Origin of the sequence: Amycolatopsis sp. WAC 04182, assembly GCF_003947465.1 — a bacterium.
Taxonomy (GTDB): domain Bacteria; phylum Actinomycetota; class Actinomycetes; order Mycobacteriales; family Pseudonocardiaceae; genus Amycolatopsis.
Map to the genome: position 1 here is coordinate 144,485 of NZ_QHJJ01000002.1, position 24,481 is coordinate 168,965.

Annotated in this window: 18 protein-coding genes and 1 pseudogene; 7 read left to right on the top strand and 12 right to left on the bottom strand. The window is 69.6% G+C overall.

The genetic code is table 11. The features are described from left to right. The first annotated feature begins 502 nt into the window (after positions 1-502). Positions 503-5,989 (top strand): carboxyl transferase domain-containing protein, encoded by a 5,487-nt coding sequence (locus DMH01_RS07895; RefSeq protein WP_125674696.1) that lies wholly within the window; start codon positions 503-505, stop codon positions 5,987-5,989. 67 nt (positions 5,990-6,056) lie between these two features. Here DMH01_RS07895 and DMH01_RS07900 read toward each other — a convergent pair whose 3' ends face one another. The 4 genes and pseudogenes from DMH01_RS07900 to DMH01_RS07910 all read right to left on the bottom strand — a co-directional run bounded on the left by DMH01_RS07900 (position 6,057) and on the right by DMH01_RS07910 (position 10,657). Then, positions 6,057-6,602, bottom strand: a complete 546-nt coding sequence (locus DMH01_RS07900) for a bifunctional nuclease family protein (protein ID WP_125674698.1) — start codon at positions 6,600-6,602, stop codon at positions 6,057-6,059. Between the two features lie 23 nt (positions 6,603-6,625). Continuing rightward, positions 6,626-8,380: a cytochrome c oxidase subunit I gene (ctaD, locus tag DMH01_RS43200; protein ID WP_233621501.1), complete on the bottom strand. Its 1,755-nt coding sequence runs from the start codon at positions 8,378-8,380 to the stop codon at positions 6,626-6,628. Between the two features lie 270 nt (positions 8,381-8,650). Beyond that, positions 8,651-9,493 (bottom strand): annotated as a pseudogene (locus DMH01_RS43515) (acyltransferase domain-containing protein); the annotation flags it as partial. A gap of 258 nt (positions 9,494-9,751) precedes the next feature. Further along, positions 9,752-10,657, bottom strand: coding sequence for a LysR family transcriptional regulator (locus DMH01_RS07910; RefSeq protein ID WP_125674702.1), 906 nt, complete (start codon positions 10,655-10,657; stop codon positions 9,752-9,754). 71 nt (positions 10,658-10,728) lie between these two features. Here DMH01_RS07910 and DMH01_RS07915 point away from each other — a divergent pair, with 71 nt between their 5' ends. Continuing rightward, entirely contained in the window at positions 10,729-11,718 is a 990-nt protein-coding gene (locus tag DMH01_RS07915; protein WP_125674704.1) for a YeiH family protein, read from the top strand. On the opposite strand, the gene DMH01_RS07920 is transcribed toward DMH01_RS07915, so the two are convergent. Together DMH01_RS07920 and DMH01_RS07925 are read right to left on the bottom strand one after the other, a co-directional pair. Beyond that, on the bottom strand, positions 11,696-12,871 hold the full coding sequence (locus DMH01_RS07920) for an MFS transporter (RefSeq protein ID WP_125674706.1): 1,176 nt from the start codon (positions 12,869-12,871) through the stop codon (positions 11,696-11,698). The genes DMH01_RS07915 and DMH01_RS07920 overlap by 23 nt on opposite strands. Before the next feature lie 56 nt (positions 12,872-12,927). After that, the gene (locus DMH01_RS07925) at positions 12,928-13,824 is read right to left on the bottom strand and encodes a DMT family transporter (protein ID WP_125674708.1); all 897 of its coding nucleotides are present in this window, start codon (positions 13,822-13,824) and stop codon (positions 12,928-12,930) included. Here DMH01_RS07925 and DMH01_RS07930 point away from each other — a divergent pair. From DMH01_RS07930 to DMH01_RS07940, 3 genes are all read left to right on the top strand, one after another. Then, positions 13,823-15,247, top strand: a complete 1,425-nt coding sequence (locus tag DMH01_RS07930) for a PLP-dependent aminotransferase family protein (protein WP_125674709.1) — start codon at positions 13,823-13,825, stop codon at positions 15,245-15,247. The two genes, DMH01_RS07925 and DMH01_RS07930, sit on opposite strands and share 2 nt — an antisense overlap. A gap of 37 nt (positions 15,248-15,284) precedes the next feature. Beyond that, positions 15,285-15,983, top strand: a complete 699-nt coding sequence (locus DMH01_RS07935; protein ID WP_125674711.1) for a Crp/Fnr family transcriptional regulator — start codon at positions 15,285-15,287, stop codon at positions 15,981-15,983. A 278-nt stretch (positions 15,984-16,261) separates the two neighbouring features. Continuing rightward, positions 16,262-17,782 (top strand): exo-alpha-sialidase, encoded by a 1,521-nt coding sequence (locus tag DMH01_RS07940; RefSeq protein ID WP_125674713.1) that lies wholly within the window; start codon positions 16,262-16,264, stop codon positions 17,780-17,782. Between the two features lie 190 nt (positions 17,783-17,972). Here DMH01_RS07940 and DMH01_RS07945 read toward each other — a convergent pair whose 3' ends face one another. The 4 genes from DMH01_RS07945 to DMH01_RS07960 form a co-directional block, all read right to left on the bottom strand. Then, on the bottom strand, positions 17,973-18,440 hold the full coding sequence (locus DMH01_RS07945) for a hypothetical protein (RefSeq protein WP_125674715.1): 468 nt from the start codon (positions 18,438-18,440) through the stop codon (positions 17,973-17,975). Continuing rightward, complete coding sequence (locus DMH01_RS07950) at positions 18,441-18,710, bottom strand: DUF1905 domain-containing protein (RefSeq protein ID WP_034322891.1); 270 nt, start codon at positions 18,708-18,710, stop codon at positions 18,441-18,443. It abuts the gene before it with no gap. 38 nt (positions 18,711-18,748) lie between these two features. After that, positions 18,749-19,255: a flavodoxin domain-containing protein gene (locus DMH01_RS07955; protein ID WP_125674717.1), complete on the bottom strand. Its 507-nt coding sequence runs from the start codon at positions 19,253-19,255 to the stop codon at positions 18,749-18,751. Positions 19,256-19,343: 88 nt separating this feature from the next. After that, a complete protein-coding gene (locus DMH01_RS07960) occupies positions 19,344-20,552 on the bottom strand; it encodes a nitric oxide synthase oxygenase (protein WP_199745399.1) in 1,209 nt (402 codons plus the stop codon). A 376-nt stretch (positions 20,553-20,928) separates the two neighbouring features. Between DMH01_RS07960 and DMH01_RS07965 the strand changes: the two genes are divergently transcribed. Together DMH01_RS07965 and DMH01_RS07970 are read left to right on the top strand one after the other, a co-directional pair. Further along, positions 20,929-21,945 carry a GTP-binding protein gene (locus DMH01_RS07965; protein ID WP_125674719.1) on the top strand — a complete coding sequence of 339 codons (1,017 nt, stop codon included), beginning with the start codon at positions 20,929-20,931 and terminating at the stop codon, positions 21,943-21,945. Positions 21,946-22,082: 137 nt separating this feature from the next. Beyond that, the gene (locus tag DMH01_RS07970; protein WP_125674721.1) at positions 22,083-22,349 is read left to right on the top strand and encodes a hypothetical protein; all 267 of its coding nucleotides are present in this window, start codon (positions 22,083-22,085) and stop codon (positions 22,347-22,349) included. Positions 22,350-22,367: 18 nt separating this feature from the next. Here the strand turns inward: DMH01_RS07970 and ligD are convergent, their stop codons facing one another. Together ligD and DMH01_RS07980 are read right to left on the bottom strand one after the other, a co-directional pair. After that, positions 22,368-23,375, bottom strand: a complete 1,008-nt coding sequence (ligD, locus tag DMH01_RS07975; RefSeq protein ID WP_125674723.1) for a non-homologous end-joining DNA ligase — start codon at positions 23,373-23,375, stop codon at positions 22,368-22,370. After that, positions 23,372-24,451 (bottom strand): ATP-dependent DNA ligase, encoded by a 1,080-nt coding sequence (locus DMH01_RS07980; RefSeq protein WP_199745400.1) that lies wholly within the window; start codon positions 24,449-24,451, stop codon positions 23,372-23,374. Before DMH01_RS07980 ends, ligD begins: the two co-directional genes overlap by 4 nt. Positions 24,452-24,481: the final 30 nt, after the last annotated feature.

A 24,481-nucleotide genomic window follows, 5' to 3' on the forward strand; every position in this document is an offset into this window, starting at 1 on the left:
GCCACCGGTCCCATCCGTCGCCGAAAAACGACCACGCCCCCTGCGCCGCGATGCAGCGGCAGGAGAATCACGACCCCCCTGGCCACGTCGCCGAAAAACGGCCACAGCTCGATCGAGGGCGCAAAGCAGCTCACCACCGCCTGGCGACGCACTGTCCCCGAGCACCCCACTCCCGGCCGTCGCCGAAAAACGGCCACCCCCGTCACCCCAGCCGGAAACAAGCCCAGCCGCCTCGATGAAACCGGCGTGAACACCGGATGACACCTCGCGGACCCGGCTACCAAGCCGAACGCCCAGTTGTCCACTTCATCACGTCATCCGGGCCCTCTACTAGGTGTTCCAGGACACTTTTTGGCGGGTTCCTACAACACCCGGCCCCCGGCATGCGCCACCGACGACATTCTCGTACCGGCCGGTAAGAGGCAGGCTGTTAGACAGGTACAGAAGACTGTCCCGCGCGTGATCCGGCGGGGCGGTGTCGCGCACTTGGGAGGCTCAGTCGGTGTTCAGTCGTGTCGCCATCGTCAACCGCGGAGAAGCCGCGATGCGGCTCATCCACGCCGTCCGCGAGCTTTCGGCGGAGACCGGACGGCGGATCGAGACCGTCGCGCTCTTCACGGACGCGGACCGGTCGGCGACGTTCGTGCGGGAAGCCGACATCAGCTACAACCTCGGCCCCGCGTCGGCGCGTCCGTATCTGGATTTCGCCGTGCTGGAGCGGGCACTGACCGAGACCGGGGCCGACGCGGCCTGGGTCGGCTGGGGTTTCGTGGCCGAGGATCCGGCCTTCGCCGAGCTGTGTGAGCGGCTGGGCGTCACCTTCATCGGGCCGAGCGCGGACGCCATGCGCAAGCTCGGCGACAAGATCGGCGCGAAGCTGATCGCCGAAGAGGTCGGCGTCCCGGTCGCTCCGTGGAGCCGCGGCGCCGTCGCGGACCTCGACGCCGCCATCAAGGCCGCCGACGAGATCGGCTACCCGCTGATGCTCAAGGCGACCGCGGGCGGTGGCGGCCGCGGTATCCGCGTCATCACCTCCGCCGACGAACTCGAGGACGCCTACGAGCGCACCAGCCTGGAGGCCGAGCGCGCCTTCGGCAGCGGCGTCGTCTTCCTGGAGCGCCTGGTCACCGGCGCCCGGCACGTCGAGGTCCAGGTCATCGCCGACGGCCAGGGCACCGCGTGGGCGCTCGGCGTCCGCGACTGTTCGGTGCAGCGCCGCAACCAGAAGATCATCGAGGAGTCCGCCTCCCCGGTGCTGGCCCCCGAGCAGGCCGACGAGCTCAAGCGGTCCGCCGAGCGGCTCGCGCTCGCGGTCGGCTACCGCGGCGCCGGCACGGTCGAGTTCCTTTACCACCCCGGCGACAAGCTGTTCGCGTTCCTCGAGGTCAACACCCGCCTGCAGGTCGAGCACCCGATCACCGAGCTGACCACCGGCATGGACCTGGTCAAGGCCCAGCTGCACGTCGCTTCCGGTGGCAAGCTCGAAGGTGTCCAGCCCGCCGAATTCGGTCACGCCGTCGAGGCGCGGCTCAACGCCGAGGACCCGGACCGCGACTTCGCCCCGTCGCCCGGCCGCATCGCGCGCCTGGACCTGCCCGCCGGTCCCGGTATCCGGGTCGACACCGGGGTCAGCGAAGGCGACACGATCCCGGCCGACTTCGACTCGATGATCGCGAAGATCATCGCCTACGGCCGCGACCGTGACGAGGCGCTCGGCCGTCTGCGCCGCGCGATGGCCCAGACCACGGTCATCATCGAGGGCGGCGCGACCAACAAGAGCTTCGTCCTCGACCTGCTCGACCAGCCCGAGGTGATCGACGGCAGCGCCGACACCGGCTGGATCGACCGCGTCCGCGGCGAAGGCAAGCTCGTCACCCACCGCCACTCGGCGATCGCGCTCGCGGCCGCCGCGATCGAGGCGTACGAAGACGAGGAAGCCGTTGAACGCCAACGGCTTCTCTCCACCGCGCACGGTGGCCGCCCGCAGGTCCAGCACGAGAGCGGCCGTCCGCTCGACCTCAAACTGCGCGGCGCCGCGTACCGCGTGAGCGTCGCCCGGATCGGCCACCGCCGGTTCCGCGTCGGGGTCTCGGCGGGCGGCGACATCCACCCCGCCGACGTCGAGGTCGACCGGTTCGACGAGCACACCGGCCAGATCACCGTCAACGGCACCCGGTTCCGCCTGGTCACCGGCACGCACGGACCGATCCACCTGATCGAGGTCGACGGCGTCACCCACCGGGTCAGCCGGGACGAGGGCGGCGTCGTCCGCTCGCCCGCGCCCGCGCTCGTCGTCGCGACCCCGCTGGAGGTCGGCGCGGAGGTCGAGGCGGGCGCGCCCGTGCTGGTGCTGGAAAGCATGAAGATGGAGACGGTGCTTCGCGCGCCGTTCCGCGCGAAGCTGCGTGAGTGCGTCGTCTCGGTCGGCAGCCAGGTCGAGACCGGCGCTCCCCTGCTGCGGCTCGAGCCGCTGGCGGAGGAAGGCGCCGAGGTCGCCGAGGACAAGGGCAGTGTCGAGATCGAGCTGCCCGCCGAACCGGACGGGACGTCGGCCTCGCAGCGGATCACGCGGGGACAGCAGGATCTGCGCAGTCTCCTGCTGGGCTTCGACGTGGACCCGCACGACGAGCGCCGCACGCTCAGCGCGTACCTCGCCGCCCGCGACGAACTGGAGGGCAACGGCGATCGCCCGCTGGAGGGCGAGGTCGAGCTGCTGACCGTGTTCGCCGACCTCTCCGAGCTGATGCGCAACAAGCCGGCCCGCGAGGACGCCAAGACGGACACCCGGGTGCACAGCTCCCGCGAGTTCTTCCACACCTACCTGCAGAGCCTCGACGTCGAACGCGCCGGACTGTCGGAGTCGTTCCAGAACAAGCTGAAGAAGGTGCTGGCGCACTACGGCATCCAGGACCTGGAGCGCACGCCGGAGCTGGAAGAGGCGGTCTTCCGCATCTTCCTCGCCCAGCAGCGGACCTCGTCCGACGTCGCGGTCGTCACCGCGCTGCTGCGGCAGTGGCTCACCGAGCCGCAGCCGTTCGAGTCCATGCGTGAGCCGGCGGGCAAGGCGCTGGAGGCGCTCATCGCCGCCACGCAGCTCCGTTTCCCGGTGGTCGGCGACCTGGCGCGCAGCGTGGTGTTCCGCTGGTTCGCCCAGCCGCTGCTCCGCCGCACCCGCGCCGAGGCGTACAGCGAGGTCCGCAAACACCTGCGGCACCTCGACCTTCACCCGGATTCGCCGGACCGCGCCGAGCGGATCGCGAGCATGCTGGCCAGCGCGCAGCCGCTGGTCCGCCTGCTCGGCCAGCGGATCGGCCGCCCCGGCACCGATCACAGCCCGCTGCTGGAAGTGCTGAGCCGTCGCTACTACGGCAACCGCGCGCTCACCGGTGTCCAGCAGGTGACCGTCGGCGGCTGCACCTTCGTCACCGGCGACTACGCCGACGCGAACGAGCGGTTCCACATGGTCACCACCGCCGTCGACCGCGCCGGTCTGCCCGGCGCGGTCAAGGCGGTCGCCGATCTCGCCGCGAAGCTGCCCGCCGACACCGACGTCGAGGCGGACCTCTACCTCACCTGGGACGACGAGTCCGCCGACGACGACACGATGGCGGCCGGGCTGCGCGAGGTTCTCACGGCCGAGTCGCTGCCGAGCCGCGTCCGGCGGATCACGACCACCGTCGCCGGGCACGGCGGCGCGGTGATGCACCACCACTTCACCTTCCGCCCGTCTTCGACCGGGTTCAGCGAGGAGCGGCTGATCCGCGGTCTGCATCCGCTGATCGCCCAGCGGATGCAGTTGCAGCGGCTGGCGAACTTCGACCTCACCCGGTTGCCGTCGGGCGACGAGGACGTCTACCTGTTCAAGTGCGTCTCGCCGATGAACCCGTCGGATCAGCGGCTGGTCGCGCTCGCCCAGGTCCGTGACCTGACCCCGTTGCGGGACAACGACGGCAAGCTGCTGGCCCTGCCGGCGGTCGAAGGAACGCTGGCGGGCTGTCTCGACGCGATCCGCGAGGTGCAGGCGAAGCTTCCGCCGAAGAAGCGTTTCGACACCAACAGGATCATGCTGTACGTGTGGCCGACCAGTGAGCTCACCGGTGAGGAGCTGAACACGGTCGCGCAACGCGTGCAGCCGTCGACGGCCGGCGCGGGTCTCGAAGAGGTCCAGTTCCTCGGCAGGCAGCGCGACCGCGCGACCGGCGACGTCAAAGAGGTCGCCGTGCGGATCGGCTACGACGTCAGCGGCGGCGTGCAGATGTCGCTGTCCGAGCCCACCACCGAGCCGATCCTGCCGCTCGACGACTACCGCCAGAACGTCCTGCGCGCCCGTCGCCGCGACACCGTGTACCCGTACGAGCTGACCGAGATGCTCGGTTCGTTCGCCGAGTACGACATGGACGACACGAACACCCTCGTCCCGGTCGACCGGAAGAAGGGCCGCAACAAGGCGGCGATCGTCGCCGGTGTGGTCACCACACCGACCGAGCGGTACCCGGAGGGCGTCAAGCGCGTGGTCCTGCTCGGTGACCCGACGAAGGCGCTCGGCGCGCTGTCGGAGCCCGAGTGCTCGCGGGTGATCGCGGCGCTGGACCTCGCCGAGCGGCTGCGGGTCCCGCTGGAGTGGTACGCGCTCTCGGCAGGCGCCCGGATTTCGATGGAGTCCGGCACCGAGAACATGGACTGGGTCGCGGCCGCCCTCAAGCGGATCGTGCACTTCACCCAGAACGGCGGCGAGATCAACATCGTTGTCGCCGGGATCAACGTCGGCGCCCAGCCGTACTGGAACGCCGAAGCGACGATGCTCATGCACACCAAGGGAATCCTGGTGATGACGCCGGATTCCGCGATGGTGCTGACCGGCAAGCAGTCGCTCGACTTCTCCGGTGGCGTCTCGGCGGAGGACAACTTCGGCATCGGCGGCTACGACCGCGTGATGGGCCCGAACGGCCAGGCGCAGTACTGGGCGCCGAACCTCGCCGCGGCGCGTGACGTCCTGATGTCGCACTACGACCACACCTACGTGGTGCCGGGCGAGCCCGGCCCCCGCAAGGCGGTCACGAACGACCCGATCGACCGGGACATCTCGTCGTTCCCGCACGCGGCCGTCGACAGCGACTTCACCACGGTGGGCCAGATCTTCTCGCGGGAGGCCAACCCCGACCGCAAGAAGCCGTTCGACATCCGCACCGTGATGCGCGCCCTGTCGGACCAGGACCACCCGGTGCTGGAGCGCTGGCCGGGCATGGCGGACGCGGAGACCGCAGCCGTGCAGGACGTGCACCTCGGCGGGCGGCCGGTCTGCCTGCTCGGGATCGAGTCGCGTTCGGTGCCGCGCCGCGGCTTCCCGCCCACCGACGGCCCGGACACCTACACCGCGGGCACGCTGTTCCCGCGGTCGTCGAAGAAGGCGGCGCGGGCGATCAACGCGGCCAGCGGCAACCGGCCGCTGGTGGTGCTGGCGAACCTGTCCGGCTTCGACGGCTCGCCGGAGTCGATGCGGAAACTCCAGCTGGAGTACGGCGCGGAGATCGGCCGGGCGATCGTCAACTTCGAGGGCCCGATCGTGTTCACCGTGATCTCGCGGTACCACGGCGGCGCGTTCGTGGTCTTCTCGAAGGCGCTGAACCCGAACATGACGGTGCTGGCGCTGGAAGGCTCGTTCGCGTCGGTGCTCGGCGGCGCGCCGGCCGCGGCGGTCGTGTTCGCGGGTGAGGTCAACGCGCGGACGGCGGCGGATCAGCGGGTGCGGTCGCTGACGGAGAAGGTCAGCGGGGCGACCGGTGCCGAGCGCGCCGCGCTCGCGGCGGAACTGGCCGAGGTCCAGTCGTCGGTGCGCGCCGAGAAGCTGGGCGCGGTCGCGGCCGAGTTCGACAGCGTGCACAGCATCGAGCGCGCGGTGAAGGTCGGTTCGGTGGACGCGATCATCAGCGCCGCCGAGATGCGGCCGCGCATCATCGAGGCGATCGAGCAGGGCCTGGCGAAGCAGTAGTACTTAACCGCAATGAAGGGGCCTTTCATAGCAAAATTTGCTATGAAAGGCCCCTTCATTGCACGGGTCAGCGGTCAGAGGGCGGATCGGGCGGCGGGCCGCCGAAGTCCTCCGGCGCGATCTTGTCCAGCGCCGCCCGGAACTCCTCGACCTCCCGTTCCTGCGCCACCGGATCCGGCGGCACCGACGGCAGTTCCGCGTCGGGTCCGGAGCCCATGATCTCGACCCGCACGGAAGCGACCTCCAGCACCGCGTCGGCCACCTCGATCCCGACCCCGGCGCGCAACCCGATCGCGACCGCGTCGCTCGGCCGCGCCGAGACGCGGATGCCGGAATCGAGTACCAGGTCGGCGAAGAAGATGCCGTCCCGCAACGCGGTGACCTGGACCCCGGTGACCCGGTGCCCGAACGACTCGACCACCTGGCCGATCAGCTCGATCGTGCCCGGCCGCGGCAGCCGGATCCGCTCCTGCGCGAGCGCCACCGCGCTCGCCTCGGGGCCGCCGATCGTGATCGCCAGCCAGCGGCGTTCGCCCTCCCGCTCCCGCAGCAACATCACCGGTGCCGCTTCCGGAGCCAGGACTGCCATCCCTTCGACGTCCATGGGGATCATGCGCGGTACCTCATTTCCTCGCCTCAGGCGGTGTCGTCCTTCAATGCCTTGTCCGCCACCACTTCGGACGGGGTGGCCTGGTCGCGACTCTGGAACGGGGTCGTGTGTCCCTCGGCGCGCAACCTGGGGATCATGTGGGGGTAGTGGAGTTCGAACGCCGGGCGTTCGGACCGGATCCTCGGGAGATCGAAGAAGTTGTGCCGGGGCGGCGGACAGGTCGTCGCCCATTCCAGGGAATTCCCGTGTCCCCACGGATCGTCCACTTCGACTACCTCCCCGAACCGGTAGCTGCGGACGACGTTCCACAGGAACGGCAGCACCGAAGCGCCGAGCAGGAAGGCGCCGATCGTGGAAATGGTGTGCAGCAGCGTGAAACCGTCGGTGCTCAGGTAGTCGGCGTAGCGGCGCGGCATTCCTTCGTTGCCGAGCCAGTGCTGGACGAGGAACGTCGCGTGGAAGCCGATGAACGTGGTCCAGAAATGGAGTTTCGCGAGCCGCTCGTCGAGCATCCGCCCGGTCATCTTGGGGAACCAGAAGTAGATCCCGGCGAACGTGGCGAACACGATGGTGCCGAACAGCACGTAATGGAAATGCGCCACCACGAAATAGGTGTCGTGGATGTGGAAGTCCAGCGGCGGCGCGGCGAGGATGATCCCGGTCAGCCCGCCGAGCAGGAACGTCACCATGAACCCGATCGACCACAGCATCGGTGACTCGAAGGTGAGCTGTCCCTTCCACATGGTGCCGATCCAGTTGAAGAACTTGATCCCGGTCGGCACCGCGATGAGGAAGGTCATGATGGAGAAGAACGGCAGCAGCACCGCGCCGGTGGCGAACATGTGGTGCGCCCACACGGCGAAGGACAGGGCGGTGATCGCGATCGTCGCGAACACCATGAGCTTGTAGCCGAAGAGCGGTTTCCGGCTGAACACCGGGACGATCTCGGTGATGATGCCGAAGTACGGCAACGCGACGATGTACACCTCGGGATGGCCGAAGAACCAGAACAGGTGCTGGAACAGGATCGCCCCGCCGTTGGCCGGATCGAAGACGTGCGCGCCCAGCCGCCGGTCGGCCATCAGCCCGAACAGGGCCGCGGTGAGGATCGGGAAGACCGCCAGGATCAGGATCGTGGTGAACAGGATGTTCCAGGTGAACAGCGGCAGCCGCCACATCGTCATCCCGGGCGCGCGCAGGCAGAGGATCGTGGTGACCATGTTGACCGCGCCCAGGATCGTCCCGAGCCCGGAGACGATCAGGCCCATGATCACCAGATCGGCGCCGACGCCCGGGGTGTGCGCGGCATTGGACAGCGGCGTGTACATCGTCCACCCGAAGTCGGGCGCCCCGCTAGGCGTGAGGAACGCGCTGAGCGTCATCAACCCGCCGAAGAGATACAGCCAGTAGGAGAACGCGTTCAGCCTCGGGAAGGCGACGTCCGGTGACCCGATCTGCAGCGGCAGGATGTAGTTGGCGAACGCGAAGAGGTTCGGTGTCGCGTACAGCAGCAGCATGATCAGGCCGTGCATGGTGAACAGCTGGTTGTACTGCTCCTGCGAAAGGAACTGCATCCCCGGCCTGCCCAGTTCGCCGCGCATCAGCAGCGCCATGAACCCGCCGACGAGGAAGAACCCGAACGAGGTGCTCAGGTAGAGCACGCCGATCGTCTTGTGGTCGGTGGTGCGGACGATGTTGAGGAACACGCTGCCCTTGGGCGCCCGTCGCCGTCCGCCGAAACGGACGGCCTCCGGTCGGGACGATGTCTTCACCGCGGTCATGACGACTCCCAGCACGAGGACGCACCTTCTGAAGGCTGGTACCCCTCCAGGAGAGCCCCTACACGTGGGATTTTTAAGAGGCTGAAGGGCTTGTCCCGGCAGGTGCCCGAACGCCGGATCGGCCCCGTCCGCCCACAAGGCCGTGGCGACTCGCAGTAGCCACGGGAGACCCGGCCGATGCGCCGGATGAGTGGCGACGACGAGGTGCTCACGGTCGTGCAGGGTGTTCCCGATCAGCGAGCCGAGCTGGCCGGCGCCCATCTGCACGAACGCGCGGAACCCGGCCGCGTACATGTTTTCGACGAGGCCGCGGAACCGCACCGGCTCCAGCAGATGCCGCACGAACAGGTCACGCACGTTCCCGGCCGCCGCCGGGTAGGGCCTGCCCGTCGTGGCCGACCAGACCGGGAGTTTCGCCGGCCGCGGAGGATGGCGCTCGGCGGCCTCGCGGATCGGGCCGAGATACGGTGCGAGCATCGGGGTGTGGAACGCGGGCCGGGCCGGCAGCACTTGAGAGATCACCCCGTCGGCGCGGAATCCGCGCACGAAGCCGTCGACGGCTTCCGCGGGCCCGCAGATCATCGTCTGGTGCGGCGCGTTATCTTGGGAGAGAATCACTTCCGACTGTCCTTTGAGGACTTCGGCGACCATGTACGCCGCCGCGCCGATCACCGCGAAGGCCAGCCCCGGCACCTTGAGCGCGTCCGGATCGAAACCCGCCCGGAACGCGTCCACCTCGGTGTCGGCGTGGATCCCGGCGATGGCCATGGCGGTCCACTCCCCCAGGCCGTGCCCGGCGAGCGCGTCCGGGGTCACGCGCAGACGGCGCAAGGCCGTGTCGGACAGCCTGCCCAGCCGGACGTCGTCGGCCTGCGTCTCGCAGGCGTTCTCCGGCCCGGGGAAGACGAAGGCGAGTTCGCCGCCACCCGCGCCGAGCAGCGGTTCCGGAACGAACCAGAGGTCGTTGCGGCCGCGCCACGATCTGCCCTTCGCGACCACTTTCCTGGCCAGGTTCAGTCGTTTGGGCGTCGGGTCGACGAGGCCGAGCCGGATCCGGCCGCGGCCGAGGTCGCCGGTGCGCGGCAGGTCGTCGCGGTCGAGCAGGCAACCCATCTCGGCGACGGTCGGTGCGGACAGGCGAAGGACACTGACGGCCTTTCCCACGGGAAGCCTCCGAAACACGGAAGAGTGAATTGATTACCGAGCGTACTTAAACGCAGAGGCGACGCCAGGTCAATACTCGGCAGTACCGTTTCCGGACACAGGAACCGAATGGCGGAACGCGGACCGGAGTCCGCCATTCCACATTCATCGGACCATCGGGAAACAATGGTCCGCACCTATTTCCGAACCGGGAGAACATGAAAGGACTCAGCGGGATTTCGCATTCCGGACCGCGATGCTCAGCAGTTCCGCGGCCGGACCCGCGAGCCGCCGCCCGGCGGGCCACACCGCGCGCAGCTCCCGGCCGAAGTCGACGCCGTCCACCGGGACCGGGACGAGCCTGCCTTCGGCGACGTCCCGGACGATGGCGAGTTCACTGATCACCGCCGGACCGGCACCCGCGATCACGGCGTTGCCGACCGCGGAGGCGGAGCCCAGTTCCAGCAACGGTTTCGCCGGACCGACCCCGGCCTTGCGCAACGCGGCGTCCACGGTCTCCCTGGTGCCGGAACCCGGTTCGCGGACCACGAGCGGCGTGATCGCCAGCTCGGCCGCGGTCACGGGACGGCGTTTGCGCGCCCACGGATGATTCGGGGGCACGACGAGGACCAGGTGATCGGTGGCCACCCGCCGGGACGAAAGGCCGGGCAGCGAACCGGGCGACTCGACGAAGCCGAGGTCGACCTTGCCCTCCCGCGCCAGTTCGGCGGCCTGGTCGGAGTTGGTGACCTCCAGCCCGAGATACAGCCCGGGGTCGCCGCGTTTGAGCTCGCCGATCCAGCCCGGCACCAGATACTCGGCCAGTGTCATGCTCGCGGCGACCCGCAGATGCGCCTCGTGCTGGGTGCGCAGCGCTTCGGCGCCGTCGAGGAGGCCGTCGAGTTCGGACAGCACGCGCTGCGCCCAGCCCGCGATGATCCGGCCGTCGGGAGTGAGCGCGGAACCGCGGCGCGTGCGGTCGACCAGCACCAATCCCAGCCTTCGCTCTACTGTGGACAGTCGTTTGCTGGCCGACGGCTGCGCGATCCCGAGACTGGCCGCGGCCTGCCCGATACTGCCGAGCTCGTCCACGAGCACCAGCAGGCGCAGGGAGTCCAGATCGGGTGTGGTCATAGCCCAAGTGTATGACCTACCCCTGGTATTCCCCGCTACCGAGGTCGCCCCGTCCGGGCGAGGCTCGAACCATGAGCACCACGCACGCGAGACCGACGAAGCCCTACCTGACCGCCTTCGCGATCACCGGCGCCGGAGTGGCCGCCGCGTACCTGGTCGGCACCGCTTTCCCGGTCATCAGCGCGCTCACCATCGCCGTCGTGCTCGGCATCGTCACCGGATCGCTGCCTTCGCTGTCCGACGGGACCAGGAAGGCCATCGCCGGGATCACCAAGAAGCTGCTTCGCGCCGGTGTCGTGCTGCTCGGTCTGCAACTCTCGCTCCCGGCCGTCCTGGCGCTGGGCCCCGGGACCCTGGTCGCCGTCGTGCTCACCGTCGGGATCACGTTCCTCGGCACGATCGGTCTCGGCAGGCTCCTCGGCGTGCCCCGCGGCCTGGGGATCCTGGTCGCGACCGGGTTCTCGATCTGCGGCGCGTCCGCCATCGCCGCCATGGAAGGCGTCGTGAAACGCGAGGACTCGGACGTCGCGACCGCGGTCGCCCTGGTCACCTTCTACGGCGGGCTCGCCATCGCCGCGGTCCCGCTGATCGGCGGCTGGCTGCGGCTCGACGCGGCCAGGATCGGCGAGTGGGCGGGCCTCAGCGTGCACGAAGTCGCGCAGGTCGTCGCCGCGGCCACCCCCGCCGGAAGCGCCGCCATCGCGGTCGCCATCGTGATCAAGCTCAGCCGGGTGGTCCTGCTGGCCCCGATGGTCGCCGCGGTCGGCGTGCACGAGCGGCATCGGCCCGTCGACGGCAAGCGGCCGCCGCTGGTCCCGCTGTTCGTCCTCGGTTTCCTGGCGATGGCCGCCCTGCGCAGCACCGGGATCGTGCCGGGGGTCGTGCTCGACGTCGCCAAGGTCGCCTGCACCCTGCTGCTGGCCGGGGCGCTGTTCGGCCTGGGCTGCGCGGTGCGGATCGGCAAACTCGTCTGCACCGGGGGCCGCGCCCTGCTGCTCGGCCTGCTCTCCACCCTGCTGGTCGGGACCACCGCGCTGGTCACACTGACCGTGCTCGGCTGAGGACGACGGCCGCGAGCAGCGCGACCACGCCTCCGGTGACCATCACGGCCGGGACGGAGACCGCGTCGACGACCAGCCCGCCGAGCAGCGCGCCCGCTGAAAGGGTCGCTTGGAACGACGAGGTGAACAGCACCGACGCCGCTTCGGGCGCGTGCGGCGCCGCCCTCGCGAACCACGTTCCCGAGCAGACCGGCACAGCACCGTAGGCGAAACCCCAGAGCACCAGCAGCGCGAGCGCCCCCGCTTTCGTGTCGCCGAAGAACGGCAACGTGAGTGCCACGACGCCGATCGAGCCCGCCGCGGCGAGGAAGGTCAGCCGGAGGTCGCGGGCGATCGCCGCGCCAGCCACGAAATTGCCGGCGATCCCGGCGGTGCCGTAGACGAACAGGAAGACGGTGACCAGCTCGGGGCTCACCTGTGTCACCTGGCGCAGGAGCGGCGTGACGTAGGTGTAGGTCCCGAAGTGGGCCAGCACGATCAGCACCGTGACGAGCAGGCCGAGGCGGGTCGCCCGCTCGCGGGTCATCCCGCGCACGACGCCGAGCCGGGTCGCGGCCGCGGACGGCAGTGGAGGTAACGCCAGCGCCAGCGCGGCGAGGACGCCGATCGTGAAGACCGCCATCACCGCGAAAGCGGCTCGCCAGCCGAAAAGCTCACCGAGGAACGTTCCCGCCGGAACGCCGAGAACCGAGCCGAGCGGGACGGCGGAGAAGATCACCGCGGTCGCCCTGCCCGCGCGCCCAGGGCCGACGAGCCGTTCGGCGAGCCCGGAGCCGATCGCCCAGAAGGCGCCGATCACCAGCCCGACCAGGACGCGCGAGACGAGCATCGCCCAGTAGGCCTGCGCGGTCGCCGCGAGGACGTCGGCGAAGGCCAGGACCACCATCAGCGCGCACAGCAGGATCCGGCGGTCGAGCCGCCCGGCGGCGACGGTGACGGCCGGGGCCGCGAGCGCGGCGAGGAAACCGGGCAGGGTCATGGTCAGGCCCGCCGTCCCCGACGTGATCCGGAAGTCCTCGCCGATCGGGGTCAGGAGGCCGATCGGCAGGATCTCCGTGGTGACGAGGGAAAAGATTCCCAGTGTCACCGCGAGGACGGCGAGCCATCCCTTCAGCGGGGTCCGCGCGGAGGTGTCGAGGGTCGAAGCGGTCATGTGCTTCAGCCCATCACCACGCGGGCACCGCGGTCTGGCGGAATCGCGACGTCGATCTAGGTGCGGGACCGTTGGGTCACGACGATGCAGGCGACGACGATCAGCGCGGTCACCGGCGCGGCGGCCGGAAGGTGCTCGCCGAGCAGCAGGACCGCCCAGACCAGGGTCAGCAGCGGCTGGGCGAGCTGCAGCTGGCTCGCCCGCGCCACCCCGATCTCGGCCATTCCGCGGTACCAGGCGAAAAACCCGCCGAACTGCGAGACGAGCGCGACGTACAGCAGGCCGACGATCCCCTCGCCGGTGACGTGCAGCGGTTCGGTCGCGAGACCGAAGACGGCGAACGCCCCGGTGACCGGCAATGCCAGCACCAGTGCCCACGCGATCACGTGCCAGCCCGCCATTTCCCTGGCCAGCCTGCCGCCCTCGGCGTACCCGAACGCGCACAGCACGAGCGCGCCGAACAGGAACAGGTCCGCTGTGGACAGTCCGCCGCCGCTCTGCGCGACGGTGAACACGACGACCGCGCTCGCGCCGACCGCCGCGGCGAGCCAGAAGCGGCGGGACGGCCGGTGCCCGGTCAGCTTCGACGAGATCACGGCGGTGGCCAGCGGCAGCAGCCCGATCACCACCGCGGAATGCGCGGTCGACGACGTCGTCAGCGCGAGCGTGGTGAGGATCGGGAACGCGAGGACACAGCCGAGGGAGACCACGGCCAGGCCCCGCCACTGGTCGCGTCTCGGCAGCGGAACCCGGAAGATTCGAAGACAGGTGCCGGCGACCAGCGCGGCCAGGACGCTGCGCAGCCCGGTGGCGGTCCACGGGTCGAAGCCCTTGAGCGCCCACACGGTGGCGGGGAACGTGAACGAGAAGGCGAGGACACCCAGCGCCGCCAGCGTGGTCCCGGAGCGGACCGCTACTGCCCGATCCGCGATAGCGCTATCATCCAGTCTCATGTCCGATGGTAGCAGCGTCACCAGCCTGGTCACACAGCTGAGGTCCGACCTGGAGCGCTATCCGGTCGATGGAAAGCTCCCGTCCAGCCGGGAGCTGGTCCGGCAGCTGAAGGTGAGCCCGGTGACGGTGTCGCGAGCCATCGCCGCGCTGGCCGCCGAAGGCTTGGTGATCACCCGCCCCGGCGCCGGCGTCTTCCGCGCCGCGCCGCCCCGTGAGGTGGCGGTGACCGGTGACGTGTCCTGGCAGGAGGTGGCGCTCAGTTCCCAGTCCGGTGCCCGCGCGATCGACGCGAGCGGCGTGCTCACCGCGCTGAGCGACCCGCCGTCGGGCGTCATCGACCTCAACGGCGGCTACACGCATCCGAGCCTCCAGCCGGAACGCGAACTCGCGGCGGCGTCGGCCCGCGCCGGACGCCGCCCGGGTGCCTGGACACGGCCGCCGATCTGCGGCCTGCCCGAACTGCGGGCCTGGTTCGCCCGCGACATCGGCAGCCCGGTGAACGTCGAGAACGTGCTGATCACTTCGGGCGGGCAGAGCGCGCTGACCACGGCGTTACGCGCGCTCGGCGCGCCCGGCGCGCCTGTCCTGGTGGAATCCCCGACGTACCCGGGGATGCTCGCCATCGCGCGGGCGTCGGGGCTGCGGCCGGTACCGGTGCCGATCGACCGCGACGGCGTCCGGCCCGAACTGCTCGCGGACGCCTTCCGCGACACGGGCGCCCGGCTGTTCGTCTGCCAGCCCGCGTTCCAGAACCCGACCGGCGCGGTGCTGTGCGCCGAACGCCGGGCCGAGGTCCTGCGGATCGCCCGTGACGCGGGCGCTTTCGTCATCGAGGACGATTTCGCCCGGCTGATGGCGCATCCCGGCAGCCCGGCTCCCCCGCCCCCGCTCGTGGCCGACGACCCCGACGGCGTCGTGGTGCACATCCGCTCGCTCACGAAACCGGCGTCCCCGAGCCTGCGGATCAGCGCGCTGGCCGCGCGCGGCCCGGCGCTGGAACGCCTGCGCGGGCTCCACGCCGTCGAGAGCTTCTTCGTGCCGCGCCCGCTGCAGGAAACCGCGCTAGAACTGGTGAGTTCTCCCGCCTGGGGCCGCCACCTGCGGAGCCTCGCGGCCTCGTTGCGGGAACGCCGCGACGTCGCCGTCTCGGCACTACGGGAGTTCCTGCCCACCTGGACCGCCGTCCCGGTCCCGACCGGGGGTTACCACCTGTGGCAGCCGCTGCCCGGCTTCGTCGACGAAGTAGCGCTGACGAGCGCCGCTTTCCGCGCCGGAGTAGCGGTCACCCCCGGCAGGATGTACTTCGCGGCCGAGGCTCCGGGGCCCTATCTGCGCCTGAGCTACGTCAGCGCCGCGACAGGCGCGCAGCTCAGGGACGGCGTCCAGCGCCTATCCCAGGCGTACCAGGAGATCCCCGGCTGACGTCTCGTACGATCGCGCACGGAGGCGACGAAAAGGCATGACACAGCCGGCGGCGGCGCCGCACGATCCACCCGGCAGGCTCTGGGAGCTGCTCGACGACGGCCAGCGCAAGGCGCTGCGTGCCGCGGCCGAACTGCGCCGGTACCCGGCGGGTACGGTGATCATCCGCGAGGGCGACCGGTCGGACTGGGTGCTGATCCTGATGACCGGGCGGGTCAAGATCACCTCGGTGTCCACCGGCGGCTACGACGCCGTGCTGGCCGTCCGCGATCCGGGCGACATCATCGGCGAGATGGCGTCGATGGACGGCAGCCTGCGCTCGGCCACGGCCATCGCCGTCGAGCCCGTCACCGGGCTGTGGCTGTCCTCGCGCGCGTTCAACGCCGTGCTCCGCGAGCATCCTGGCATCTCGGTGGTGCTGCTGCGGATCATCACCTCCCGCCTGCGCTACGCCAATTCGCGCCGCACCGAATTCGGGGACAGCACCGCCGCCGAACGGATCGCCGCGATCCTCGTCGACCTCGCGGAGCGGTACGGCGTGCCCGTCGCCGACGGCACGCTGATCGCCCTGCGGATCAGCCAGCGCGACCTGGCCGGGCTCGCGTCCGCGTCGAGGGAAGCCGTCGCGCGGACCCTGCGGACCCTGCGCGCCGACGGGCTGCTCAGCACCGGCCGCCAGCGGCTGGTCGTGCGGAGCGTCCACGACCTCAGGCAGCTGGCGCCCGACGACCACTGAGCCGGCAACCGCCGGTGGGTCCCGCCAACGGCCGGACCCACCGGCGCCACGACACGAACCGGTGATCGATCGCCCCTCACCCTCTCCGGATCGATCACCTTCATCGGCCTCCCCGCCGATCTCGCGCCGTGTCCGACGGGACCGAGCTTGGCAGGGATCGTCCCGCCGCTCTGCGTCATCTGACACAAAGCACGAACCCGGGTTGTACGCGTCTTGTACGCCCCGGAAGGACTCTCATGTCCCGTCACCTGAACCGAATCCAGGACGGAGACACTCCCGTGAAGATCTCCCGCGTCGCACAGGGCCTGTTCGCGGCCCTCGTCGCCACCGCGGCGGTCGGCGCAGCCCCGGCCACCTCCCTCGCCGCGCCGGCCACCGGCGACCAGTTCTCGACCGCCGCGGTCGGGAACACGTTGGTGTACAAGCAGAAAACAGAAGGTTACGACTGCTTCAGAATCCCCGCCGTCGTCAAGGCGAACAACGGCGAACTGCTCGCGTTCGCCGAGGGCCGCAACGGCGGAGCCAGCTTCTGCAACGACCGCGGTGACATCGACCTCGTCGTGAAACGTTCCGCCGACAACGGCAAGACCTGGAGCGCCCCGAAGGTCGTCATCGAAGGTTTCGGTGACACCAAAGGAAATCCGACGCCGATCGTGATCCCGTCCACCGGGCGGATCGTGCTGCTCTCGGTGATGGAATGCGTCAAGAACCCCGACTGCAACCGGATTCCGCGCGTCTCGATCAGCGACGACCACGGCAAGACGTGGACCGCGCCTAAGGTGCTCACCACGCAGCTCGGGTTCAGCAGCGCGCCGGGCTGGCTCGCGACCGGCCCGTCGCACGGCATCGTGCTGACCCGCGGCGCGCACGCCGGCCGGATCGTCGCCGGAATGAGTTACACCGTCGACGGCAAGAACAGTGGCGCGCTCATCTACAGCGACGACCAGGGCGTCACCTGGAAGCGCGGCGCCACCGACACCCCGGCGGCGTCGGTCGAGCTGAACCCGCAGGAGATCAGCGTCACCGAACTGCTCGACGGCCGGGTCTACGCCGCGGCGCGCAACCAAGCCAACAACGACGACAAATGCCTCAGCGGTGGCGCCAAGAACCGCGCCTACGCCATCAGCTCCGACGGCGGGGCGAGCTTCTCGACCAAGTTCACCTTCGAGGAGGACCTGATCACCCCGGTGGTGCAGGCCTCGACCGCGCGGATGACCGCGACCGACAAGGCGGGCAAGTACAATCGCATCCTGTTCGCCGCGCCGTCGGTCTGCGACCGCCGCAAGGAACTCGTCGTGCGGTCGTCGTTCGACGAGGGCGCGAACTGGCAGGGCAACTCCGCCGGAACACTGGTGTGGAGCGGTGACGCCGCGTACTCCGACATGGTCCAGCTGTCCTCGGGTTCGGTCGGCGTGCTGTACGAGGCGGGCCCGGCGGGGAACGCCAACGAGACCATCCGCTTCTCCACCGTCACCGAGACGACCCTCGGCGCCCCGGTGTGCGGCGGCGGATACGGCGTGATCGACTCCGCGCCGCTGGGGACGGCGGGCACGGTTTACCTGTCCTACAACGCTTCCAACGGGCAGAACTGTGTCAGCACGATGAAGAGCGAGTCCGCGGGCACCGCGACCGCGACGTCGGCCTACCTCGAAGTGGCGGGGGCGTCCCGGATCACCGACTCCGGGTCGTTCTCGTGGTTCGCCGGCCCGGTGCGGGCGGCCGCGGCGGGCAAATGCGTGAAGTGGGGCGGATCCGCGGGCGGGACGGCGTACAACAGCCCGTCGGAACACTGCGGCTGACACCTGGGCCTTGGTCGTGAGCGTCCACAAGGGACACCCGCCGACCGAAAGTTGTCCCATTCAGGCCCATAAGCACGGTTTTCACCTGGGGTCGTGAGTGGCAAAGAGGGTTAGAACCTTCTTTGCCACTCACGACCCCCTTGCGAATGCCCCAAATCGGGCGCCACTCAAGGCCTACTCGCGTGAAGCATCACTTCGGCGGACGCTGCCGAGGGGAAAGCTTGGTGAGCGCCAACTTCTCCAGCCCGTTCGAGATCTCCGCGATCCCGGCGTCGAACCGGTCCAGATCCACCCCCTTGGCGGCCAAGTCCTCGCGGACGTGCTTCTCGACCTTCGCCCAGTCGTTGCGGTACTCGGTGGCGAGTTCCTTCCACGGCACCCCGGCCAGCCCGGCGGTGAGGCCGCTGTCGTAGGCGAGCACGCCGCGCTCCATCAAGTACGCGATGCCCGGGTACCCGAGATAGCCCTGCCAGTAGGACCCGTTGTCGTTGGCCGTGATCGACCCCGCCGCCGGATCATGGCGGACGTCGTACGTCTTGGCCCTGTCCGACGACGCGACCCGCGCGGTGTCGCCGTCGATCTCGACCCGCCCGTCGGCGACCGCGCCGAGTGCCTCGTAGATCTTGATGACCGGGGACGGCTTCCACTCCGCGGCCACTCAGCCCTCCAGCCGCTCGAGCAGGACGACCTCCACCGTGTCGCCCTCTTCCTTGCCGATCGCCTTGCGCACGTCGGCCTTCACCGGAAGCTTGTGGGTGCCGTCGCCCAGCGCCATGAACGAACTCCGGAACGGATGCCCGTCGACGGTGCCGCGAACCTTCACCAGCCCCTTGGTGCCGAAGAATTCGGCGGAGCCGGGCATGACCACGTACGTCCAGCCGCCCTTCTCCGGGCTCTTGACCAGCGTCGCAGTGAACCGTTTGTCCATGAGGGCACCTTACGGCAGGGCACCGACGAAACGGTCTTTCACAGTGCTACCCGGATGCGTACCCGGCGGCCGACGTCGCGGGCCCACGCCCGGATCGACGGCCAGTCACGGAAGTCGCCCGCCCACGGGCCCGCGGCCATGATCTTCCAGATCAGGCCGCTCGCGGTGGCCGGGGTGAGCCTGCCGCCGAAGGTGGCCGTGCGCTCGGCGTCGATCCTCGCGGCCAGCAGGGCGACCCCCGCGGGCAGGCTCACCCGTTTGCCCGCGGCGAGCGGCCCGCACGGCCCGCTGTGGAACAACCAGACCGGCCGGTTCCGGAGCGCCTCTTCGTGCTCGGTGAGCAGGCGCACCGCCTCCGGCCGCCAGCGCCGGTGGTACAGCGCGCTCCCCACGATCACCGCGCCGTACGGTTCGACGTCCTCGACTTCGGCCGCGTCCAGCAGATCGGCCGTCAGACCGCTTTCGCGCAGTTCGGCGGCGATCACCTCGGCGATCTCCCTTGTCCCGCCGGATTTGCCGGCGTGGGCGACGAGCACTGCGGTCATGCCGCCATTGTCCGCGCGGCCGTCTGCCGTGCCACTGTCCGGCCCATCGACACGCCGCATTCGGCTCACCTCTTCACCCGTCGGAGCGCTACCCGGGAGGCAGGAACGCCGGTCTCGCCGCCGGATCGGGTTCGTCGTAGTAGCGGTGGAACACGGCGGTCTGCCCGCCGGACAGCGGCGGGACTATCCAGCTCCAGTCAGCCTGGCAACGGCGTCCCGCCCGCTCCTCCTTCGCGATATGCGTGAGGAACCGCCGCGATTCGGTGTGGTGGTCGGCGACGGTCACGCCCGCCGCGTCGAAGGAGTGCTGGACGGCCAGCGTCAGTTCGACGAGCGCGCGGTCCCGCCACAGCGTGCGTTCCGACTTCGTCGACAGGCCCATCAGATCCGCGATCACCGGCAGCAGGTCGTAGCGGTCGGTGTCGGCCAGGTTGCGCGCGCCGATCTCGGTGGCGAGATACCAGCCGTTGAACGGTGCCGCCGGGTAGGTGATCCCGCCGATGACCAGCCGCATGTCGCTGATCGCCGGTACCGCGTGCCAACGCAGCCCGAGCCCGGAGAACCAGCGATGGTCGGGATGCGCCAGCGGGACCTCCAGCACGGCGTCCTGCGGCAGCCGGAACAGCCGCCGCTCCCCCGGCCCGGACTCGATGAGCAGCGGAAGGACGTCGAACGAGCCCTTGCGCTCGGGCGGGCGCCAGCCGTGCTCCTGGACGGTCTCGGTGAAGTCGGCGTAGCGCGGATCGCCCAGCACCGAGCCGTCGCTCAGCCGGTAGCCGGCGTACCGGACGAGCTGGTCGTTGTGGATCTTCGGACCGGGCCCCTCGGGACCGTCCGGCGCGAACACGGTGATGGTCGGGCGGATCCGGCCACCTCGGGTCGCCTCCCGCAAATGGGTGACGCACTCCTCGGCGACGGCGGCGGCCCCGACGACGTCACGGCGGTCCCGCACCCTCAGCCCCTGCCAGTACAGCCTGCCGATGCACCGGGCGGAATTCCGCCAGGCCACCCGCGCGCCGAACTCGACCTCGGCCGTCGTGTGGCGATACGTGCCGGTCGCGCCGATCTCGGCACGGACGCGGTCCAGGCGCTCGCGCAACCGCGGGGGCCCACCGCCCGTTTCGGTGTGGAAGAGCCGGAGGAAGTCCTCCGCCTCGGCGATGTCCACGCTCCGTTCCCGCGCCGCCGCCTCCGGAGGCAAGCGAGGGATATCCGTCACCCGCATGGAGGCCGTCGCCACCTCGGCTTCCCACTCTCCGAATTCGACACCGGGACCGGCGGCGGGAACGATCACCATTCCTCCTGCACTCGGAAATGGCCGGAGGGATCATGCCTGTTCGGCGAGATGGCCGGGTCCGGACCAGACGAAAGACGATACCCCACGGCAAGACGGCCACGATCCTCCAAATGGCAGAAGCTTCGCCGTCGATGACATTTCAGCAGCTGAAAAGCTTGCGGACGACAATATTTGGAATTGCGTACGACTTCGCGGGATATTCACCGAATTGCACCACGCGAAATGATCACGTCCCGCCAAGATCACTTTATGATCGTCGCTAATCACTCTTTCGAGCGTATTCGACAGCGACCCCTTCTACTCTTTCCCCGTACCGGTGTATTGGCCCCCTCCCGCCGTCGCTAGAGTGCGGGGAGCTCCGACGGAAAGGAAAATCGTGGTCGACAGGCGGATTCCGGTCATCCTGGTCGCGGGCTTCCTCGGCTCCGGCAAGACCACCCTGCTCAACCACCTGCTGGCCAACCGGCAGGGCGCGCGGATCGGGGTCGTGGTCAACGACTTCGGCAGTATCGCGGTCGACGCGATGGCCGTCTCCGGCCAGGTCGACACCATGATGTCGTTCGGCAACGGCTGCCTGTGCTGCGCCGTCGACGCGAGCGGGCTCGACGCCATGCTCGCGAAGCTCTCCGAGGCCGAGGCCGGGATCGACGTCATCGTGATCGAGGCCAGCGGACTCGCCGAACCGCGGGACCTCATCCGCCTGATGATCGCCAGCGAGAACCCCGCCATCGCCTACGGCGGGCTGGTCGAGCTCGTCGACGCCGCCGAGTTCGAGGCGACCAGGAAGCGGCATCCGGAACTGGACGAGCACCTCGGGTTCGCCGACCTCGTCGTGCTCAACAAGACCGACCGGGCCGACGAGGACACCCTGGCCAAACTGCGCGGCACGATCGACGAGATCGCGCCCGGCACGCCGGTGATCGCGACCTCCCACGGCCGGATCGACCCCACCCTGTTCTTCGACGCCCGGCCGCGCGAACGAGTGGGCCAACTGTCGTTCGACGACCTCCGCGAGGAGGAACACGACCACGAGCACCATTTCCACACCGCGTACGACAGCGTCGCCTTCACCAGCGAACGGCCGCTGGACCCGCGACGGCTGATGGACTTCCTCGAACAGCGCCCCGGCGGGCTCTACCGGATCAAGGGTTTCCTCGACTTCGGCCCGAACGGCCCGCGGTCCCGGTTCGGGCTGCACACCGTCGGCTCCTTCATCCAGCTGGACCGGTCGGCGTGGCCCGCCGGCCTGCCGCGCCGGAGCGAACTGGTGCTGATCGGCTCGGGGATCGACACCGACGCCGTCACCGCGCGCCTCGAGGCCTGCGTCGCGGACGATCCCGAGGCCGTCGACGACCGGGGCATGTTGCGCGTGCTGCGATTCATCCAGGACTGAATCGCCTTCCCGATCACGCGAGTTACGCTCCCAGACACGCCGAAAGGCCGAAATACCGGGAATCGCGGCGAGTCTCGTTGACACTGGCCTGCGGAAGGAATCTCGAGCTGGACCACCTGTATCGGGAGGACAGTTCCATGACGAACACCGCCGGACGCTGGTACCTGGTCGGCGCGCTGCCGGAGGACTCCCCCGCCGCGCATCTGATGACCCGCTCCGAAGACCTCCGCTACCGGCGTTCCGCCTGCGGGGACAAGGAATCCCGGCTGTGGACGCCGGTGGATCTCACCACCACCGACGTCGCCCCGTGCCCCCGCTGCGCCGCGACCCTCCCCGGCCACCGGTCCACCCGCAAGGCCGAACCCACCGCGAACACGCAACTCGCCTTCGACCTGCCGCTCTGATCCCGCGCGTTCAGAGGACTAAACGCTGTCTTTCTTGGCCCTGCTCGGCGCGACCCGGGGCGGCTCGTTCGGCATCTTCGGGTAGACGGGCGGCCAGGGCGCGTCCATCATTCCGTCCGCCATGTCCTTTCCGGACATTTCGAGCAGCGGCTCGATCGACTGCGGTTTCGTTCCCTCCCAAGGGTCTCCACGTTCGGCGAGCAGAGCGGGCACAGTGGACAGCGTGAGCTTGTCCGGCTCGACGGTCTCCAGTTCGTCCCAACCGATCGGCGTCGACACCTGACCGCCGACCCGCGGGCGCACGCACCACGCGCCGAACACCGTCCGGTGCGGCGCGTTCTGGTTGAAGTCGACGAACACGCGGGAGCCGCGTTCTTCCTTCCACCACTGCGCCGTCATCTCCGCCGGGTGGCGGCGTTCGAGTTCGCGGGCGAGCGCGACGGCGGCCGCGCGGACCTCGTAGCCGTCCCATTTCGGTTCCAGCGGCACGTAAAGATGCAGGCCGCGTGAGCCCGAGGTCTTCAGCTGCGAGGTGATGCCCAGTTCCTCGAGCAACGCCTTCGCCAGGATGGCGCCGTGCCGCAGTTCGGGGAACCCGATTCCGGGCGACGGGTCAAGGTCGATGCGGAGCTGGTCGCTGATGTCCAGCGCGTCGGCCCGGTTCGGCCAGACGTGGAAACCGAGGCAGCCCTGGTTCACCGCCCAGATGATGTGCGCGAGGTCCTTCGCCACGAGCGCGTCCGACGTGGTCCCGTTCGGGGTGGACACCACCGTCGTGGTCAGCCAGCCGGGCGCGTTCTTGGGGACCCGCTTCTGGAACCACGACTTCCCGCCCGCGCCGTCGGGATAGCGTTCCAGCAGCAGAGGTCTGCCGCCGAGCTGCGCCAGCAGCGGGACCGAGACCGCGCGGTAGTACTCGACGAGGTCCAGTTTGGTCTCGCCGTGCTCCGGGAAGTAGACCTTGCCCGGATTGGACACCGTTAACTCGACGCCGTCGAGGTCGAGCGTGACCGGCTCTGCCTTCATGTTTCCCCCAGCTCGGTGAACAAAGTGGCCAGCTCGGCGGGCGGGACCTCTTCGAGCTGTGCGTACGTGCACGAGGCGGGTTCGCGGTCGGGGCGGAAGCGCACGAGCCTCCCGCCGTGGCGGAACCTCGTGCCCTCGACGTGTTCGTAGCGGACTTCGGCGACCCATTCGATGCGGAGCGGCTCCCAGCTCAGGTCCTTCTGCGGCGCCCACCGGCTGCCCGCGCCCGGCATGCGCCCGCCCGCCTCCTCGTGGGTCTCGGCCCACTCGCGCCACGGATGGTTCTCCAGCGCGTTCTCCCGCAGCGGCGCGAGCTCGTCCACCAGCTCACGACGCCTCGCGGCGGTGAAACTGCTGGCCACGCCCACACTGTGCAGGACGCCTTCGTCGTTGTAGAGCCCGAGCAGCAGCGACCCGACGCCGACACCGTCCTTGTGCCACCGGAACCCGGCGACGACGCAGTCCGCCGTCCGCTGGTGCTTGACCTTCCACATCACCCGCTTGTCCTGTTCGTACGGCGCGTCGGCGGGTTTGGCCATCACGCCGTCGAAACCCGCGCCCTCGAACCGGGTGAACCAGTCCTGGGCGACGTCGGGATCCTCGGACAGCGGGGTGAGGTGGACCCGGGCGAACTTCGTGTCGACGACGCCTTCGAGCAGCTTCCGCCGCTCCGCGAACGGTTCGGGCGTCAGATCCCGGTCGTCCAGCGCGAGCAGGTCGAACACCACGAAACTGGCGGGCGTCTCCTCGGCCAGTTTGTTCACCCGGGACGCCGCCGGATGCAGGCGCAGCTGCAGTGTCTCGAAGTCGAGACCGCCCTCGGTGACCAGCACGATCTCGCCGTCGACGACGCAGCGCTCGGGCAGGGCGTCTTTGAGCAGCTGGACCAGCTCGGGGAAGTACCGCGTCAGCGGCCTGTCGTTGCGCGAGCCCAGCACGACCTCGTCGCCGTCGCGGAAGACCACGCAGCGGAAGCCGTCCCACTTCGGCTCGTACAGCAGCCCCGGCGTGCGGGGCAGTTCGTGCACGGCCTTGGCCAGCATCGGCTTGACGGGTGGCATCACGGGCAGGTCCACGAGGCCGATCCTAGGCCGCGTCACCGACAA

Excerpts from the sequence above, each read along its gene's own strand:
- DMH01_RS07900 (WP_125674698.1), bottom strand. The coding sequence starts at position 6,602 with ATGATCCCCATGGACGTCGAAGGGATGGCAGTCCTGGCTCCGGAAGCG.
- ctaD (WP_233621501.1), bottom strand. The coding sequence starts at position 8,380 with ATGACCGCGGTGAAGACATCGTCCCGACCGGAGGCCGTCCGTTTCGGC.
- DMH01_RS07910 (WP_125674702.1), bottom strand. The coding sequence starts at position 10,657 with ATGACCACACCCGATCTGGACTCCCTGCGCCTGCTGGTGCTCGTGGAC.
- DMH01_RS07915 (WP_125674704.1), top strand. The coding sequence starts at position 10,729 with ATGAGCACCACGCACGCGAGACCGACGAAGCCCTACCTGACCGCCTTC.
- DMH01_RS07920 (WP_125674706.1), bottom strand. The coding sequence starts at position 12,871 with ATGACCGCTTCGACCCTCGACACCTCCGCGCGGACCCCGCTGAAGGGA.
- DMH01_RS07930 (WP_125674709.1), top strand. The coding sequence starts at position 13,823 with ATGTCCGATGGTAGCAGCGTCACCAGCCTGGTCACACAGCTGAGGTCC.
- DMH01_RS07925 (WP_125674708.1), bottom strand. The coding sequence starts at position 13,824 with ATGAGACTGGATGATAGCGCTATCGCGGATCGGGCAGTAGCGGTCCGC.
- DMH01_RS07935 (WP_125674711.1), top strand. The coding sequence starts at position 15,285 with ATGACACAGCCGGCGGCGGCGCCGCACGATCCACCCGGCAGGCTCTGG.
- DMH01_RS07950 (WP_034322891.1), bottom strand. The coding sequence starts at position 18,710 with ATGGACAAACGGTTCACTGCGACGCTGGTCAAGAGCCCGGAGAAGGGC.
- DMH01_RS07955 (WP_125674717.1), bottom strand. The coding sequence starts at position 19,255 with ATGACCGCAGTGCTCGTCGCCCACGCCGGCAAATCCGGCGGGACAAGG.
- DMH01_RS07960 (WP_199745399.1), bottom strand. The coding sequence starts at position 20,552 with ATGGTGATCGTTCCCGCCGCCGGTCCCGGTGTCGAATTCGGAGAGTGG.
- DMH01_RS07970 (WP_125674721.1), top strand. The coding sequence starts at position 22,083 with ATGACGAACACCGCCGGACGCTGGTACCTGGTCGGCGCGCTGCCGGAG.
- ligD (WP_125674723.1), bottom strand. The coding sequence starts at position 23,375 with ATGAAGGCAGAGCCGGTCACGCTCGACCTCGACGGCGTCGAGTTAACG.